The following is a 15,247-nucleotide window of genomic DNA, read 5'->3' as shown; positions in this document are numbered from 1 at the left end:
GCAGTGATGATCGTCGTGGCCACGACGGCGGTTCCGGTCGCGCACGCGGAACCGTCACCCGTGCCGCGGTCCGCGGCGGTGGCGGAACTGCCGCCGGTCTCGAGCGAAGCCGAGAAACTGCGGGCAGCGCGTACCCTCGGGATCGTCCCGACCGACGCGATGATGCTCCTCCGGGACAAGGAGTTCGTCATCGCACTCTGGCGGCAGGCGACCGGACCCGAGGTGCGAGCGTCGGCGGAGCTCGCTTTCGGGGGGACGGATCTCGCGTGCACGGACTGGATCAAGAACGGAGTCCTCACCGCCAACGCGAGAGATCAGGCACAACAGATACGGGATGCCGAAGCGGCGCGGATCGCCAGGGAGGCCAAGGAGTCGGCCGCGATCCTCGTCGGTATCCCACCCGATTCGGAGTTGCTGATCCAAAGTGATCGCGACTTCATCTACGTGGTCGTCCAGCGGGCCACCGGCCCGAGGGTCAAGGCGGCGGCGTTGGCCGCGTTCGGCGCTTCGGCCGCCGAACGGAAGGAGTTCATCGCCAACGGTCTTCGCGTCGCGCACGCACGGGACCAGCAGGACGCCATCGACGCCGACGAAGCCGCGTCCGAGGCGGAGAAGATCCGCGCCGCCGCCGAAGCGGCTCGAGGACGGGCGGTGGTGGTGGTGCGGGTACTGCCGACGCCGGAAATCACCGGCTTGCCCGACGATGACGTCCTGCGCGTGATCGCGGACGGCGCGCGGCCGGGCAGCGAGATCGAGAAGGCCGCCGTGACGGCTCTACGCAGTCGCGTCCGGGCGGATTGGAAGCGATTCATCGACACCGGCGTCTACGAGGCCAACTGGCGTGATGTCGCCGCCGTGCTCGCACAGAAGGCGGCGGCGGACCGGGTACTGGTCGAAGAGATTTGGACCAAGGCGGTGACGAACGGGATCCAACCGAGGCTGGCCCGGGCGGCGGAGCGGGCGCTCGCGGAAGGCGTCGACGCCGTCCTGAGCTTTCTCGACTCCGGCCGGCACGAGGTGCTGACGCAGTCGTTCAGCCGGAACGCGATCAACGGCAACATCGCCGGCCAGTACCTTCGCGACACCGTCGGTGGCTTGGTCGTCAGCGCGGGAGCCGCGGAGCCGGCGCAGGGCGAGGGGGCGGACGCGACTTGGCGAGTCGTGTCGGGACTCGGGAATCCCGAGTGCAACTCGCTCGAATCGGTGACGAAACCGAATCACTACCTGGCCAGGTACCACGATGGCACGAAGACGAAGGTCGGGGTCCTGCCCGCGAACGGGACCGTCGGATTCGACTGGGACGCGACCTGGTGCGGGGACACCATTTTGCCCGGGGCCGGGGTGACCTTGCGTGGCGGCGCCGACTTCCTCACCCGTGGATCCGACGGACGGGCGGGGATGGGCAACGAGTTCTACTGGTGGGTGACCGATCCGAACCCCGATTCCACCGCCATCACCGTCAACTGGCTCAACAAGTACCTGCCTGACTACGACCCCTACACCGACCTGATGGTCTCACCGCTCGGACCCGAGATCGTCGAAGGTACGGTGCGCCACCGGGATTTCCAGCGGCGTTCGAATCCGGGTGCCCTCGCGTTCCGCAGCTATTGGAGCCAGCCGACCGGCGTGCAGACCTTGACCACCGGCAGGGGTACGACGTGTGCGTCCCCGGAGATCCTCGCGGCCTATTTGCGGCTCGGTGGGCATCGCGTCCTCGGTGTACCGCTCGGCGGGGAAGCCTGCACTTCCGACAAGGGCGGCCGCTTCGTGAACTTCGCGGGTGGCGGCTCGATCTATTCGATCGACCGGACCGGCGCGTACGCCGTGCTGGGCCCCATCCGCGCCAAGTGGCTCTCGATCGGAGGAGAGAAGTCCACCCTCGGCTATCCGACCGGCGACGAGACCGCTATTCCCGGCGGCCGCCGGAGCACGTTCGAACGCGGCCGCATCGACCACGACACCACGACAGGTGTCACGACCGTCTACATGGGAGCTTGAATGCGTGGAAGGTTCTTGTTGGTGACAGCGATCGTCGCCGTGGCTCTGGGAGCGACGATGACACCCGCCGCCGCGGTTCCCGACGGGGCCGTGGCCGCTGCCGAGCCGCGGTCCGCCACCCAGGAGGACAAGCTCCGTGCGGCACAGGAGATCGGCCTGGTGGCGACGCCTGACCTGCTGATACTGACCGATCGCAACTTCGTGTTCGCGATCTGGCAGCGGGCTACCGGGATAGAGGTCCGTGCTTCGGCCGAGCTCGCCTACGCCGGGGTCGAGCTCGAGTGGACACAATGGATCAAGACCGGCGTCCGCGAGGCCAACGCTCGTGACCAGGCACGGATCCTGCGTGATGACGCCGCCGCGCGCGTGGCACGCGAGGCCAAACAGCGGGCGGCGATGGTCAACGGCGTCGAGGCGTCGCAGATACTGCTTATCCAGAGTGACCGGGAATTCGCGTTCGCCATGTGGGAGAAGGCTTCCGGGCCGAAAGTGAAAGCAGCGGCGCTCGCGGCCCACCGCGGCACGGCGGCCGAGCTGAAGGACTTCATCCTCACGGGGATCTTCACCGCTCGGGCGGCCGACCAGCAGGACATCATCGACGCCGATGAACAGGCCGACGCGGCACAGAAGGCCGCTCGCGCCGCGCGGGACGCCAGGATCCGGGCCGCCGCCGTGGTGGCGGTGGAGCCGACACCTGGGCAGCTCGTGCAACCGGACGTCAACTTCGTCCTGGATCTGTGGCAGGCCGCGAAGGAGGGCACCGAGGTGCGCGCCGCCGCCGAACGCGCCCTGCGTTCGGGCGATAACGCGAAGCTGCTCGCGTACGTCACCACCGGTATCCATTCGGCGAACTTCACGGACTGGCTCAACTGGACGCGGAAGAAGGGACAGAGCGACCGGCGACTTCTGTTCGAACTGCGGACACGAGCGGAGCAAAGCCGGGTTCACCCGGCGCTGGTGGCGGGCGCGAACGAGGCGCTGGCCGGAACCGACGACGATGTCGCGCAGTTCCTGCGTCTCGGGCAGTACGAAGACACGGCCCTGGTCCAGACGATCCGTTCACAGAGCCAGGAAGTCCAAAATGGGTACCTGCGCGGTCTCACCGACGCCGTGGTGTCGCCGGACGGGGGCGGCGACGCGTCATGGCGGATCGTGCCCGGCAAGGCCGACGCCACCTGCCATTCGTTCGAGTCGGTCGCGTATCCGGAGCACTACCTGCGGCAGCTGGGCAAGCGGGTGATCATCGCTCCCTCGGACGGGACCGATCAGTTCGGGGCGGACGCGACCTGGTGCACGAAGACTCCCGCGAGCGCCACCGGAGTGTCCCTCGAATCCTTCAGTCTTCGTGGGCGGCTGATGCGGCAGTACCGGACTCAGGTGTGGGCCGCGAACTCGAGTGGACAGGACGGCCACGACACCGCGACCGGCTTCGCCACGGACGTCGTCTGGCAGCCGGGCCCGCCCTCCTGACCGAGACCACAAAGGACCCCCGTGCTTCGTTCGTGAAGCACGGGGGTCCTTTGTGGTCAGCGTCCGGCGGGCGGTGTCGCGTTGGGGCACTCGCGTTCGGGTGTCCGGGGGAGACCGACCTGGTTGACACCGAAGCAAACCTGGTTCCCCGGTCCTGAGGACATGCCGCTCAGCAGCGAGTCGAGGTTCTCTTTGACACCGCAGCCGGCGAACCTGGGAAGGGTGAATCCCCGGTACAGGGGGTCTGGCGAGTCGGGGTCGGTCCGCAGGACACCGCCGTATGCCGTGTCGTACTTCGTTCCTCGAAGATTCAGCTCCAAGGGTTCCGCCGTCACGCAGTTGTCCCCGACGCCGAGGTCGACGCCGTTGACGGTGAAGTTGCTGAGCTTGCCGTAGCCCTGGACCCGGACGGTCGCGGTCGAGCTGCCGTCGGGTTCCGAAATCACGGTTCCGGCGGCGTCGATGAGGGTGTTCCCGGTGCGGTAATCGATAGGGAGCAGTTCCATCGTCCCGGTGATCGGCAGGAAGCCGAAGCCGAGGAGATTCAGCTTGCTCGGTGGCTGGAGCGCCGTGCCGCTGATCTCGCTCGTCGTCCGGTCGAGGTAGACGGTCCAGATCGCGTTGAACATGAACCCCGGCTTCAGCCTGGCGACCGCGCCAATCTTGCCGATCGTGGCCGTGTTGACCAATTCGAACGGGAGCAGCGGGATGACGATGATGTTCGGGTCCGGCGGGTCGGCCGCGGCACGGACCGTATCCCGCGGCTTCCGCTCACCCGGCTTCCCGGTCGGCTTTTCGACCGGCTTCAACGGCAGCAGCGCGACGCTGCCGAGCGTCGGATCCTGGCCAGGAGCTTGGACGCAGGTGATGGTCTTGAGCGGGGTTCCGGCGGCCGGGACCGTCAGCGCCAGGGAAGGCGCGCCGGTGGACACCTGGAGCTCGCCCTCGACGCTCATCACGATGTCGGGGACCTTGCCCGTCGCGACCAGGCTCACGTCGCCGGTGGCGGACACCTTGGTCGTCGGGATCGTGAGGGTGACCGGGACCGGGGTCCGCTTGTCCTCGCGTGCCGCCGTGAGCTCGACGGTGGCGGCGCCTTCGACCTCGGCCACCTCCCCCAACGCGCCGGCGGGTATCACGAAGGTGAGGGAGAAGTCCTTGATCTGTATGGGCTTTCCGGTGCCGACGACCTTCGGCAGGGTGGCTTTGGTGTCCACTGTCACCGGCCGTTCGCCGACCGGATCCGGGAAGACGCAGGTGTTCGCCAGGCTTTTGTGCGCCGGTTCGGCGCCCTGAAGCGGCGGTGCGGGTTTGTCGGCCGGATCGGTCGCCGCCGAGCCGGTCAGCGTGCCGTTCACACCGGCCAGCAGGATCACGCCCGCGATCACGGGAACCCTCCCGAGCATCCGGCGGACCTGCTGTGTCATGCGATTTCCTCTCGTGTCCCACGTGGAGACCGTGCGGGACGGGCGTCCCCGCCCCGCACGGATGGTTCATCAGGTGATCGGGATCGCCGGGCTGAACGCGCGGTTCTGCGGCGGGTTGGTGTTCTTCACGGTGCAGTTGAAGTTCCACGCGGTCCAGCTGCCGTCCTTCTTGTGGAAGTCCAGCGGCGCGTTGATCGTGGTGCCGAGGGAGATCACGCTCGAACCGGGAGCGCCGGCGGTCAGCGTCGGAACGACCGTGCCGGCGTCCTGGACGATGTTGAAGCTCCGGGGGCCGGGCACGTACGGGTTGATCTGGGTCGGAACGTTCAGGTTGGACACCGTCGCCGACGCCGGCGTGGCGTTGGTGGCGGTGATCGGCATGTTGGCCTTGCCGCGGACACCGTCGTAGTTGGCGGCGTTGAGCAGCGCGTTGATGGTCGCGTTGATCGTCGCCGTGCCGCCGACGCCCGTCGGAGTGGCGGTACCGCCGGAGGGGACCGAGTCCGGCCCGGTGAAGTTCGCCTTCACGTCCAGCTGCTGCTGGCCGATGCCAGGGAAGTTGCACATGTAAGCGACGGTGCCGGTGGCGTAGTTGGTCGCGGCCGCGGCCGTGCCGGCGGTGAGCACGGCGACCGCGCCGAACACGATGCCGGTGGTGGCGACGCCTGCTGACAACTTGCCGAGTCTGCGGGACATACCTGTCATCTCCTTTGATCCAGTTTACGTCTCGGACGGCTTTCCCCATGCGCCTTTCGGCGGATTTTTCTGATCAAATATGCTCGACTTGAGCGGGTTATCTCGGTGGTGGGGTAAACCGAGGTTACCCGCGAGTTATGTACGTAACAAGGATTCATGTCGACATGTTTCTGGGTGGGTGAGGGCCCAGTTATTTCTTGTCAGTGGCCGCTGAATTGGATTATGAAGTTTGTCCGGCGGTGACAAAGACGGGGCTGATCGGCGGAACCCGGTTAACATTCGTCGCATGGCTTCAGTCAATGGACTATCCGCGACACGGCGCGTGACGACTACCGCGATAGCCGTAATGATCGCCACGCTTTCTCTTTCCGATATCGCCCATGCCGCGCCCACCGGTGAACCGCGGCCTTGGGGAAGCAACGACTACGCGCAGGGGCAGGGCAGCGTGCCGGCCTCGGCGCTCGGCGCGAGCGCCGTGTCGGCGGGTGCGCTCACTCATCTGGCCCTCAAGGACGGGGGCGTGATCGCCTGGGGCAACAACAGCTACCAGCAGACCGACGTCCCTGCCGCGGCCACCTCCGGGGTGTCGGCGATCGCCGCGGGCTGGGCGCACGAACTGGCCCTCAAGAACGGGGGCGTGATCGCCTGGGGCAACGGCTTTTACGGCCAGAACGTGGTGCCTGCCGCCGCCACCTCGGGCGTCAAGGCGATCTCGACGAGCGCTTATTTCAACCTGGCGCTCAAGACCAACGGCAGCGTGGTGAGCTGGGGGTCCCGAAGCGTGGTCCCCGCGACGGTCTCTTCCGGTGTCACGGCGATCTCGGCCGGTGGGGATCACGGGCTCGCGCTGAAGAACGGTGGCGTGATCGGGTGGGGTGGCAACGGGAAGGGCCAGATCACGGTGCCCGCGGCGGCGGCGTCCGGGGTCAGCGCGATCTCGGCCGGGCTCCGGCACAGCATCGCGCTGAAGAACGGCGGTGTGATCGCCTGGGGTGACAACGGCTACGGCCAGGCCACGGTCCCGTTGGAGGCCCAGTCCGACGTCGTCGCCATCGACGCCGGTTTCAACCACAACGTCGCGCTGAAATCCGATGGAACCGTCTTCGCCTGGGGCTCCAACGTGAAGCAGGAAAGCCGGGACACCAGCACGGAACCGCCGACCGACTTCTGGAAATTCTCCGGGGTCTGCGCTCCGGTCTACGCTGTTTCCGCAGGTGACAGCACCGGCGTCGCGCTGGTCGATCCGACCGCGCCGACGTTCTGCTGAGGCGGCGAGGTCGGTCTCGTGAGTGGTAATGACGGTTAGAACCGTCATTACCACTCACGAGTCCTAAGCCGTCAGAGGTTGGACTTCATGCTCAGGTTGATCGTGTTGCCCGGACCGGAGATCAACGCTCCCAGCGCCAGATCGTTGATGAAGCAGTCCTTGAACTCGGGGATGGTGAACACGCCCGACGACGGGATGGTCGGCGCGAACAGGTCGACGTTCTTCGACACCAGGGTCAGGTCGAGCGGCTTGACCGTCTTGCAGGCGCTCGGCGCCGTCGGCAGCGGGACGACCGGCCAGAACAGGCCGACGACGATGTTGTCGATCAGCATGTTCGCCTGCGAACGGGTGGTCAGGTCGCCGTTGGCCAGCGTGCCGGTGACCGGGCCGGTCGGCTCGATCCGCACCCTGGCCTTGATCTTGAAGACCCCCGAGACCAGCGAGATGTTCGCCGTCGAGGGCGGCAGGGACAGGTTGCCTCGGATCCCGACGTTGTCACCGTCGATGACGAGGGCGCCGTCGAGCTGGCCGGGGCCGAGGTCGAGGGTGCCGCCGGTCTTCTTCACCGTGGTCTTCCCGGTGACGGTGTAGGACACCGGGATCTCCACCGGGTCGTCCGCGAGGGCGGGGGTGGCGGCGAGGCTGCCAGCCATGGCGAGCGCGGAGGTGAGTGCGACGACCGTGCCGAGACGGCGGCGGGCGGTTTTCGGGCGCGTTCGACCGAACATGGGTTTCTCCTCGTTTTCTCTCCTGTTTTGTACTGCGGACCAAATGAGGAACGACCGGTTTGTCACCGGGGAATGAGGTCGGTGATGACCCAGCTCTCGCCTTCGCGTTCGGCGGTGACCGAAAGCTGCGCGGCGGCCGTCGTCGATGAATTGTTGTCGGCCCGCGTCGCCGCTTGATCGAGGAATACCAGCAGCCGGGCTTTACCGTCGCCGAGTTCCTGGACAGCGGATGAGGAGACGCGGGTGGTGAGAATCAGTTTCTGCGCTGGAGCCTTTTCCCTGACTTGGGCGAACAGCTGGTTGTACGACTCCAGCGCCTTACCTCTCAGCACCGAAGCGGCCGCCTTTTCGGTGCTCTCGGTCCGGTCATAGGAATAGGAGAAGATCTTGTCGAGCGCCACCGTCACCGCGGAGTTCACCTCGGCTGTCGCGCCGACGTCGGTGAGCGCGGTGTTGGCCGCCGACGGCGCCGCCGAGATCGACCTCGCCTCCAGCGTGAACCACACTCCCGCCGCCACCAGCACCGCCGCCGCGACCAGCAGGATCAGCGGCGACTTCGGCCGCCGGGACGGCTTCCCGGTGGTCTCTTCGGCGGTCTCGTCGGGGGCGGGTTCGGATTCGGCCGTGACCTCCGGCTCGGTCCCGGGTTCGGCATGGGCGTCGGTGTCGGCCGTGGCGGTCATCGCGCACCCACCGGAAGCTGGTCGAGCGCGCTGAGTTTCCAGCCTTCGGCGGTCCTGGTCAGCCCGGCGGCGAACCGGTTGCGCTTCGTCGTCGGCGCCGCGCCCTCCTTGGCCATGGTGATCTCCACCGAAGCCAGCATCTTGGCCGTTCCCGCGTGCTCGTCCAGTTCACTGATCGCCGCGTCGAGCACCTTGCCGGTCGACACCGTCGCGTCCTTGGCCAGTGTCTGCTTCGTCGCGTCGTCGGTCCTGCCGAGCTGATCGCGCAGCGGACCGGTCGACGCGGCGAGCCAGTCGGCGATGCCCTGGTCGACGCGGTGGTGGTCGAGGCTGGTCAGCCGGGCGACGAGTTCACGGCCGGTCTTCAGCGCGTCGTCGCGCGAGCTTCCATAGGTCACGGCCTCCGAACCCGTCGCGGTGAACCAGGTGTATCCGGCCCATCCGGTGAACGCGCAGGCCGCGGCGAGCACGGCGATCGCGATCTTCAGTTGCGCAGCCACAACATCTCCTCGAGGCTGGTGGACGTCGGCTGGCCGTCGACGCCGAATCCGCCGGGGACGGCGGCGGGCGGTACGCCGCCCTTCGGCGCGTTTTGCGAGCCGCGGACCGAACTCGGGTCGCCCTTGTCGAGCGTGCACGCGGCACCGGTGTTGAACGGCAGCGCCGAAAGTTCCCGGCTGCCGCGGACGGTCGTGTCCCCGTAGCCCTTGGTGCACGGCATCGGGTCGAAAAAGGTCAGTACCAGCCCGATCTTCCCGGTTTCGTCGACCGCCGTGTCGACCGCGGAGACCGCCTTCGGGGTGTTGATCAGTAGTTGCCGGAGGCCGTCGGTGCGGGCGGAGAACACGTGCGAGGTGGTGAGCAGGTTCGCCAGCAGGATCGGCAACCCGGGTTCGTTGTCCCGCAGCAGCTCGGAAAGCTGCGTCGCCGCCCCGGGCGCGGTCGCGATCAGCTTGCGGAGGTCACCGTCCGAACGGGAAAGTTGCTCGGCGAACTGCTTGGCGTTGTCGCTGAACTGCCGCCAAGCCTGTGAAGAGTCGACCTGGGTCTTCAGCACGGTGGAGCCGTCGGTGAGCAGTTTCTCCGTCTGCGGCAGGTGATTCGCGGCCTGCTTGGTGAAGTCGGTGGTGGAGTCCAGCAGCACCTGGAGGTTCGCGCCGGAACCGCGCAGGGCGTTGTCGAGTTCGTCGACCACGGTCCGCAGGTCCTCGGTCGGCACGGACGCGGTCAGCGAATTCAGGTCGGTCAGCAGATGCTGCACCGGAAGCGGAACGGTCGTCGCCTCCCGGGGGATGACCGAACCCTCGGCGAGGAACGGTCCGTCCCCGGTGCGCGGCTGCAGGTCGACGAACTGCTCGCCGACCGCGGACCGGTTCGCCACGACGGCGCGTGAGTTCGCCGGGATCGGCGGTGCGTCATCGTCGATCAGCAGATCCGCCTCCATCCCGCCGTCGGTGAGCCGCAGGTCGCCGACCCGGCCGACGGCGACGCCGCGGTAGGTCACCTCGCCGTTGGTGAACAGCCCGCCGCCGTCGGTCAGCGCGAGCTTCACGGTGTACCCGCTCGCACCGAAAAGCCGGTCGAGCCCCGCGTAGCTGGCTCCGACGAACGCCGTCGTCGCGAGCGCGATGATGACGAAGGCGATCACCTGGATCCGGACACGGATGGTGAGCATCAGCTACCTCCGGTGGGCGGTAGCGGCAGTGTCGGAAGTCCTGGGGGGACGCCTTCGCCCGGGGGCGGGAGTTCGACGCCCGGCGCGGGGATCATCGAGGCGTAGACGTTCAGGTAGTCGCCCTTGATCCCGTCGAGGACGGCGTCGGTGAACGGGAACGTCGGCAGGATCTCCAGCGACTGGGGCAGGCTCTGTCCCGCGTCGGCCAGCCGCTTGAGGATCGGTGCGAGCGCGGTCAGATCCGCGACGAGGTCGTCCCGGCTCTTCTTGATCACGTCGACGCCGACGCCGGAAAGCCGGTCCAGCGCCTGCAGCATGGAGACCAGCTGGGTGCGCTGTTCCGACAGGCTCTTGAGGCCGGGGGTGAGGTCGGTGAGGGCGCCCTCGACCTGCGTCTTCCGGTTGGCCAGTGTCGCCGACAGCCGGTTGAGCCCGTCGAGCGCCGAGGTGATGTCGGAGCGGTGCGAGTCCAGGTTGGCCACCAGTTGCTCCACAGTGGACAGGAACGAGCGGATCTCCTCCTCGTTGCCGTCCATCACCTTCGACAGCTCGCGGTTGATGGTCTGCAGCTGGCCGATCCCGCCGCCGTTGAGCAGCAGGGAAAGCGCGCCGAAGACCTCCTCGAACTCCGGGTTGCGGTTCGTGTTCGCGACGGGGATCACCGCGCCGTCGCCGAGCCTGCCTTCCGCCTTCGTCGCACTCGGCGCGAGTTCGATGAACTTCTCACCGAGGAGGCTGGATTGCCGCAGCCGCGCGATGGCGTTGGCCGGCAGGTGGACGTCGCCGTTGACCGCCAGTACGGTTTCGGCCGTCCAGCCGTCCTCGCCGAGCTTGATCGTCTCGACCCGGCCGACCGGGACGTCACCCACCTTCACCGCGGCCTGGGGGACCAGGTCGAGGACGTCGGCGAACTGCACGGTCACCCGGTACGGATGGTCGCCGATGTCCGCGCCGCCGGGGAGCGGCAGGTCGTAGACGCCCTTGAAGTCGGAGGAACAGCCGGTGAGCGCGACGCAGCACGCGGCGAGGACGGCGATCGACCGTTTCGTGGCCATCAGCGCCCCCCGGTGTAGGTGTCGCCGGCGACCGGCAGCGGAAGCGGGGCGTATTCGAGCAGGTTGCCGCGGCTTTGCAGCTTCCCGGTCTTCGGGTCGACGGCTTCGAGCACGTTCGTCACCGCCAGCGGGATGGTGTCGAGGGTTTCGGCCAGCGCGGCGCGTTTGTCGACCAGCGTCCCGGTGGTCACCGCGAGCTTGTCCACATTGGACTTGATCAGCGCGCGGTTGTCGCGGATGAACTGCTGGATGTCGGCCAGCGCACTGCCGAGACCGGTCAAGGCCTTGGCGAGTTCGTCCTTGTTCTGGGCGAGGGTGCCGGTCACCGAGGCCAGCTGCCGGTTGATCTCGCTGACGTTCCGGTCGTTGGTCGCCAGCATCGAGGTGAACCGCTGCAGTTCGTCGACGGTGGCGAACAGGCTCTCCGAGTTCCCGGACAGGGTCCTGGCGAGGTCGGCGAAGTTGCGCACGGACTCGTTGAACGGTTTGCCGTTGCCCTGCAGGTTCTTCGCACCGGTGCGAAGCAGTTCCGAAAGCGCGCCGTCGGCGTTGGCGCCCTGGGGACCGAGTGCCTTGGCGAGGGTGTCGAGGCTGGAGTAGAGCTGGTCGAGTTCCACCGGCGTCCCGGTGCGCTCGACCGGGATCACCGCGCCGTCGTCCAGCCGGTTCCCGGTGCGGGTGAGTTTGGTGAACTGGACGTACCGGTCGGCCACCACGCTCGGTGCGACGACCAGGACGCCCGAGTCGGCCGCGATCGGTGTCGAACCCTCGACCGTCAGGACGACCTTGACCCGTTCCCCTTCCGGGGTCACCGATTCGACCTGGCCGACGCGGACGCCGAGCACCCGGACGTCCGATCCACTGTAGACACCGACCGCGCGCGAGAAGTACACGGTGACGCGGTCGAGCCCGCTGCCGGAGAAGATCCACCAGAGGCCGCCGACGACGACCAAGGCCAGTACGAGCGCGAGGGTGACGAACCTGCTGATCATCGGCCACCTCCCGGCAGCTTCGGGGTGCACGGGTCCCGGTTCTCCGCGACGAGCCCGCACAGGTAGCCGTCCACCCAGCGGCCGTTGCCGAGCGAATTGTTCACCACGCGGAAGTACGGTCCGGCGAGTTCGAGGCTCTTGGCGAGATTGTCGTTCTGCCGCTGAAGGATGTCGGTCACCTCTCCGAGCTGGCCGAGCGCGCCGCCGAGCTGGTCCTTGTTGTCCGCCACCAGGCCCGAGAGCTGGGTGGCGAGGTCCTGCGAGCCGGTCAGCAGGTCGTGGATCGCCTGCCGCCGGTTGTCCAATTCGGTCAGCAGGAGGTTGCCGTCCGCGAGGAGCTTGGCGAAGTCGTCGTTCGAATTCGCGAGCGTCGTGGTGAGGCCGTGCGCGTTGGACAGCAGGCTGGCGAGTTCGTTGTCCCGTGACGACACGGTCTTCGACAGCGACGTCAGCCCGTCGAGTGCCTTCCGGATGTGCTCCGGCGAGTTCTTGAACGTGTCGCTGAGCGTGGTGAAGCTTTCCGCGAGCTGGCCGGTGTCGATCGCGCCGGCGGTGTCGGCCAGCCCGTTGAACGCCTCGGTGACGTCGTAGGGGGTGACGGTCCGGGTGCGCGGGATGATCTGCTTCGGGTTCTGCACCGTCTCGCCGGTCGGGCGCAACGAGAGGAACTTCCGGCCCAGCAGGGTCTTGATCTTGATCTCGGCGGCGGTCTTGTCGCCGACCCACGCGTCCTTGACCCGGAAACTGACCAGCACGTGGTCTTCGGCCAGCTCGACGGCGCTCACCTCGCCGACCTTGATCCCGGCGATGCGTACCTCGTCGTCGGCCTGCAATCCGGCCGCTTCGGAGAATTCGGCCTGGTACGTGGTCCCGGCGCCGATGATCGGGAGATTCTCGTAGTTCAGCGTCGCGACCAGCAGCCCGGCCGCGACGGCGCTGCCGACGAGACCGATGACGATCGGGTTCCGTTCCTTGAAGGGTTTCACGACGTGCACCTCTCCGCCGTCGCCGGTACCCCGCGGGGAGGGGTGCTCCGGAGCACGGCCGAGCACAGGTAGAAGTTCATCCAGGATCCGTAGGAGCTGATCCGCCCCAGTTCGTTCAGTTTCTTCGGGAGCACGGTGAGGGACTGCTCGACGTCGTCCTTGCCCTTCACGAGTTGTCCCGAGAGCAGACCGAGTCCGTTGATGCTGTCCTTGAGGGGCTGCCTGCCCTGCTCGAGCAGCCCGGCCGTGGCGGTGGTGAGTTCGGCGAGGCCGGAGACCGCTTCCCCGATCTCGGCGCGGTCACCGGCCAGCCCGGAGACCAGTTCCCGCAGCGTGGAGACCAGGGTGGCCAGCGCGTCGCCTTTGCCGTTGATGGTCTTCAGCACCGTGTTCAGGTTCGTGATCACGTCACCGATCACCTTGTCGCGTCCGGCGAGCGTGGTGGTCAGTGAACCCGTGTGTGCCAGCAGGCTTTCCACGGTGCCGCCCTCACCTTGCAGCACCTGGACGATCTCGCCGGAGAGCTGGTTGACGTCCTTCGGCGACAATGCCTGGAACAGCGGTTTGAAGCCGTTGAACAACTCCGTGAGGTCCAGCGCGGGAGTGGTGCGCTCCAGCGGGATCTCGGCTCCGGGCTCCAGGAGCCCGCCCGTCCCCTTGCCGCGTTCGAGTGCGATGTAGCGCTGGCCGACCATGTTGCGGTACTTGATGACGGCGCTCACGTCGGCGGGCAGCCTGCGCTCGGAGTCGAGGGAGAACTTGATACGCGCGTAGGTGTGGTCGGCGATTTCGAGTTTCTCGATCTGGCCGACCCGCACCCCGGAGATCCGGACGTCGTCGCCGACGTTCAACGACGTCGCGTCGAGGAATTTCGCGCTGTAGGTCCTGGTGTCGCCGAGGCCGGTGTTCGTGATGGACACCGCCAGCAGCACCGTGGCCAGCGTCGTGACTAGGACGAAGATCAGCCCCTTGATCAGCGGGCTCACGAAGTTCCTCATCGCAGGGTCACCTCCGTGCCCCGGTAGAGGGGCCCGACGAGCACGCTGCCCCAGGCGGGAACCTGATCGGCCGGGACACCGACCGACGGCGCGACGAGCGTGGAAATCAGTTCCCGCTCCTGCGGCGAGTTCGCGAGGCCGAGGTCACCTTGCACGCCAGGGAGCGCGGCGCGTCCCGTGCCGGTCGTCTCGATTCCCTGGCCCATCAGGCCGTTCGAGGGATAGCAGCGGGGTTCGCCGGTGGCGTTGTAGACCGGGTCGTCCTTGCCAGGGACGTATTTCCCGCGCGGCTGGCTGATGGTGATCTCCGCGTGCAGGCCGGGTTCGTCGGTGCCGGCGCCGAGGACCTTGTCCATCTGCGGCTTCAACTTGGCCAGCGCGTCCAAGGTGCAGGCGAAACTCGGTGAATACTTCGCGGCGACCTCGAGTGGTGCCCGGCTGTCGACCGCGAGCGCGATGATGTTGGCGCGGTTGTTGGTGAGGAACGTCGTGACGTGCTGGGAGGACGACGTCACCTGCTGGTAGACGGTCGCCAGTTCGGCTCGTTTCTCCTGGACGGTGTCGAGGGTGACCGCCGAGGCGCTCAGCGCGTCGAGCAGATCCGGCGCGATGTCGCCGTACAACTGGGAAACCGTCGCGAGGTCGCGGATGTTCTCGTTCAGCTTCGGGAGGTTCGGGTTGAACTTCTGGAGGTAGTCGGCCGCGGTGGCCAGGGTGTCGCCGATCTGGTCGCCGCGGCCTTCCAGCGCGGTGGCGACGGTGGTCAAGGTGGTGGCGAGCTTCTGCGGCTGCACCGCCTTGAGCAGCGGCAGCAGGTTGTCGAAGACGCGTTCCAGTTCGATCGCGTTGGCCGAGCGGTCCTGCGTGATCACGTCACCGGCGGCGAGCGGCGCCGCCTTCGAGCCGTCCGGAATGGACAGTTGCACGTACCGTTCGCCGAACAGCGTCTTCGGCACGAGCAGCGCGGACACGTTCTTCGGCAGCTGGGAGACCTTGCCGGGTTCCATGGCCAGGTCGATCTCCGCGCCGCCCTGCGTCGCGCGGACGTCGCGGATCTCGCCGACCACCACGCCGCGCGCCTTGACCTGCCCGCCCGTGCGCAACTGGTTGCCGACCCGGTCCGCCTGCAGCGTCACCGGCACGGATTCGACGAAGTCCTTCTGATAGATCTTGATCGACAACAGCACGAGGGCGGACATCACCACCAGGAACAGCACCCCGGCTGTCCTGACCCCGGCCTTGCGCAGCCCGCGCCGGCTCATGCCTCCTCCT

The 15,247-nt window shown here is 67.4% G+C and carries 14 protein-coding genes; 3 read left to right on the top strand and 11 right to left on the bottom strand.

Going from position 1 to position 15,247, the window contains the following annotated elements; genetic code table 11:
- The first annotated feature begins 3 nt into the window (after window positions 1–3).
- Window positions 4–1,998: an AbfB domain-containing protein gene (locus tag ACZ54P_RS09215; protein ID WP_465461441.1), complete on the top strand. Its 1,995-nt coding sequence runs from the start codon at window positions 4–6 to the stop codon at window positions 1,996–1,998.
- A gap of 21 nt (window positions 1,999–2,019) precedes the next feature.
- The gene (locus ACZ54P_RS09210) at window positions 2,020–3,468 is read left to right on the top strand and encodes an AbfB domain-containing protein (RefSeq protein WP_465461013.1); all 1,449 of its coding nucleotides are present in this window, start codon (window positions 2,020–2,022) and stop codon (window positions 3,466–3,468) included.
- A gap of 56 nt (window positions 3,469–3,524) precedes the next feature.
- Here the strand turns inward: ACZ54P_RS09210 and ACZ54P_RS09205 are convergent, their stop codons facing one another.
- The gene (locus tag ACZ54P_RS09205) at window positions 3,525–4,895 is read right to left on the bottom strand and encodes a DUF6801 domain-containing protein (protein ID WP_465461012.1); all 1,371 of its coding nucleotides are present in this window, start codon (window positions 4,893–4,895) and stop codon (window positions 3,525–3,527) included.
- Between the two features lie 69 nt (window positions 4,896–4,964).
- Window positions 4,965–5,591 (bottom strand): DUF6801 domain-containing protein, encoded by a 627-nt coding sequence (locus ACZ54P_RS09200; RefSeq protein ID WP_465461011.1) that lies wholly within the window; start codon window positions 5,589–5,591, stop codon window positions 4,965–4,967.
- Between the two features lie 346 nt (window positions 5,592–5,937).
- Between ACZ54P_RS09200 and ACZ54P_RS09195 the strand changes: the two genes are divergently transcribed.
- Window positions 5,938–6,858: an RCC1 domain-containing protein gene (locus tag ACZ54P_RS09195; RefSeq protein WP_465461010.1), complete on the top strand. Its 921-nt coding sequence runs from the start codon at window positions 5,938–5,940 to the stop codon at window positions 6,856–6,858.
- Between the two features lie 71 nt (window positions 6,859–6,929).
- On the opposite strand, the gene ACZ54P_RS09190 is transcribed toward ACZ54P_RS09195, so the two are convergent.
- The 9 genes from ACZ54P_RS09190 to ACZ54P_RS09150 form a co-directional block, all read right to left on the bottom strand.
- Window positions 6,930–7,586 (bottom strand): hypothetical protein, encoded by a 657-nt coding sequence (locus ACZ54P_RS09190; RefSeq protein ID WP_465461009.1) that lies wholly within the window; start codon window positions 7,584–7,586, stop codon window positions 6,930–6,932.
- A gap of 62 nt (window positions 7,587–7,648) precedes the next feature.
- A complete protein-coding gene (locus tag ACZ54P_RS09185; RefSeq protein WP_465461008.1) occupies window positions 7,649–8,269 on the bottom strand; it encodes a hypothetical protein in 621 nt (206 codons plus the stop codon).
- Window positions 8,266–8,769: a hypothetical protein gene (locus ACZ54P_RS09180; protein WP_465461007.1), complete on the bottom strand. Its 504-nt coding sequence runs from the start codon at window positions 8,767–8,769 to the stop codon at window positions 8,266–8,268. The genes ACZ54P_RS09185 and ACZ54P_RS09180 overlap by 4 nt, the downstream gene beginning before the upstream one ends.
- Window positions 8,754–9,944 carry an MCE family protein gene (locus tag ACZ54P_RS09175; protein WP_465461006.1) on the bottom strand — a complete coding sequence of 397 codons (1,191 nt, stop codon included), beginning with the start codon at window positions 9,942–9,944 and terminating at the stop codon, window positions 8,754–8,756. The genes ACZ54P_RS09180 and ACZ54P_RS09175 overlap by 16 nt, the downstream gene beginning before the upstream one ends.
- Window positions 9,944–10,999, bottom strand: coding sequence for an MCE family protein (locus ACZ54P_RS09170; protein ID WP_465461005.1), 1,056 nt, complete (start codon window positions 10,997–10,999; stop codon window positions 9,944–9,946). Before ACZ54P_RS09170 ends, ACZ54P_RS09175 begins: the two co-directional genes overlap by 1 nt.
- Window positions 10,999–11,991 carry an MCE family protein gene (locus tag ACZ54P_RS09165; RefSeq protein WP_465461004.1) on the bottom strand — a complete coding sequence of 331 codons (993 nt, stop codon included), beginning with the start codon at window positions 11,989–11,991 and terminating at the stop codon, window positions 10,999–11,001. The genes ACZ54P_RS09170 and ACZ54P_RS09165 overlap by 1 nt, the downstream gene beginning before the upstream one ends.
- Window positions 11,988–12,977, bottom strand: coding sequence for an MCE family protein (locus ACZ54P_RS09160; RefSeq protein WP_465461003.1), 990 nt, complete (start codon window positions 12,975–12,977; stop codon window positions 11,988–11,990). The genes ACZ54P_RS09165 and ACZ54P_RS09160 overlap by 4 nt, the downstream gene beginning before the upstream one ends.
- Window positions 12,974–13,975 (bottom strand): MCE family protein, encoded by a 1,002-nt coding sequence (locus ACZ54P_RS09155; protein WP_465461002.1) that lies wholly within the window; start codon window positions 13,973–13,975, stop codon window positions 12,974–12,976. Before ACZ54P_RS09155 ends, ACZ54P_RS09160 begins: the two co-directional genes overlap by 4 nt.
- Window positions 13,972–15,237, bottom strand: coding sequence for an MCE family protein (locus ACZ54P_RS09150; protein WP_465461001.1), 1,266 nt, complete (start codon window positions 15,235–15,237; stop codon window positions 13,972–13,974). The genes ACZ54P_RS09155 and ACZ54P_RS09150 overlap by 4 nt, the downstream gene beginning before the upstream one ends.
- Window positions 15,238–15,247 lie beyond the last annotated feature (10 nt).

The organism is Amycolatopsis sp. NPDC034160, assembly GCF_055575355.1.
This window is presented reverse-complemented; position numbering and strand designations above follow the sequence as displayed.

Bases quoted from the DNA above. Each gene is read 5' to 3' on its own strand.
- ACZ54P_RS09205 (WP_465461012.1), bottom strand. From the start codon at position 4,895: ATGACACAGCAGGTCCGCCGGATGCTCGGGAGGGTTCCCGTGATCGCG.
- ACZ54P_RS09185 (WP_465461008.1), bottom strand. From the start codon at position 8,269: ATGACCGCCACGGCCGACACCGACGCCCATGCCGAACCCGGGACCGAG.
- ACZ54P_RS09195 (WP_465461010.1), top strand. From the start codon at position 5,938: ATGATCGCCACGCTTTCTCTTTCCGATATCGCCCATGCCGCGCCCACC.
- ACZ54P_RS09200 (WP_465461011.1), bottom strand. From the start codon at position 5,591: ATGTCCCGCAGACTCGGCAAGTTGTCAGCAGGCGTCGCCACCACCGGC.
- ACZ54P_RS09155 (WP_465461002.1), bottom strand. From the start codon at position 13,975: ATGAGGAACTTCGTGAGCCCGCTGATCAAGGGGCTGATCTTCGTCCTA.
- ACZ54P_RS09175 (WP_465461006.1), bottom strand. From the start codon at position 9,944: ATGCTCACCATCCGTGTCCGGATCCAGGTGATCGCCTTCGTCATCATC.
- ACZ54P_RS09150 (WP_465461001.1), bottom strand. From the start codon at position 15,237: ATGAGCCGGCGCGGGCTGCGCAAGGCCGGGGTCAGGACAGCCGGGGTG.
- ACZ54P_RS09170 (WP_465461005.1), bottom strand. From the start codon at position 10,999: ATGGCCACGAAACGGTCGATCGCCGTCCTCGCCGCGTGCTGCGTCGCG.
- ACZ54P_RS09165 (WP_465461004.1), bottom strand. From the start codon at position 11,991: ATGATCAGCAGGTTCGTCACCCTCGCGCTCGTACTGGCCTTGGTCGTC.
- ACZ54P_RS09190 (WP_465461009.1), bottom strand. From the start codon at position 7,586: ATGTTCGGTCGAACGCGCCCGAAAACCGCCCGCCGCCGTCTCGGCACG.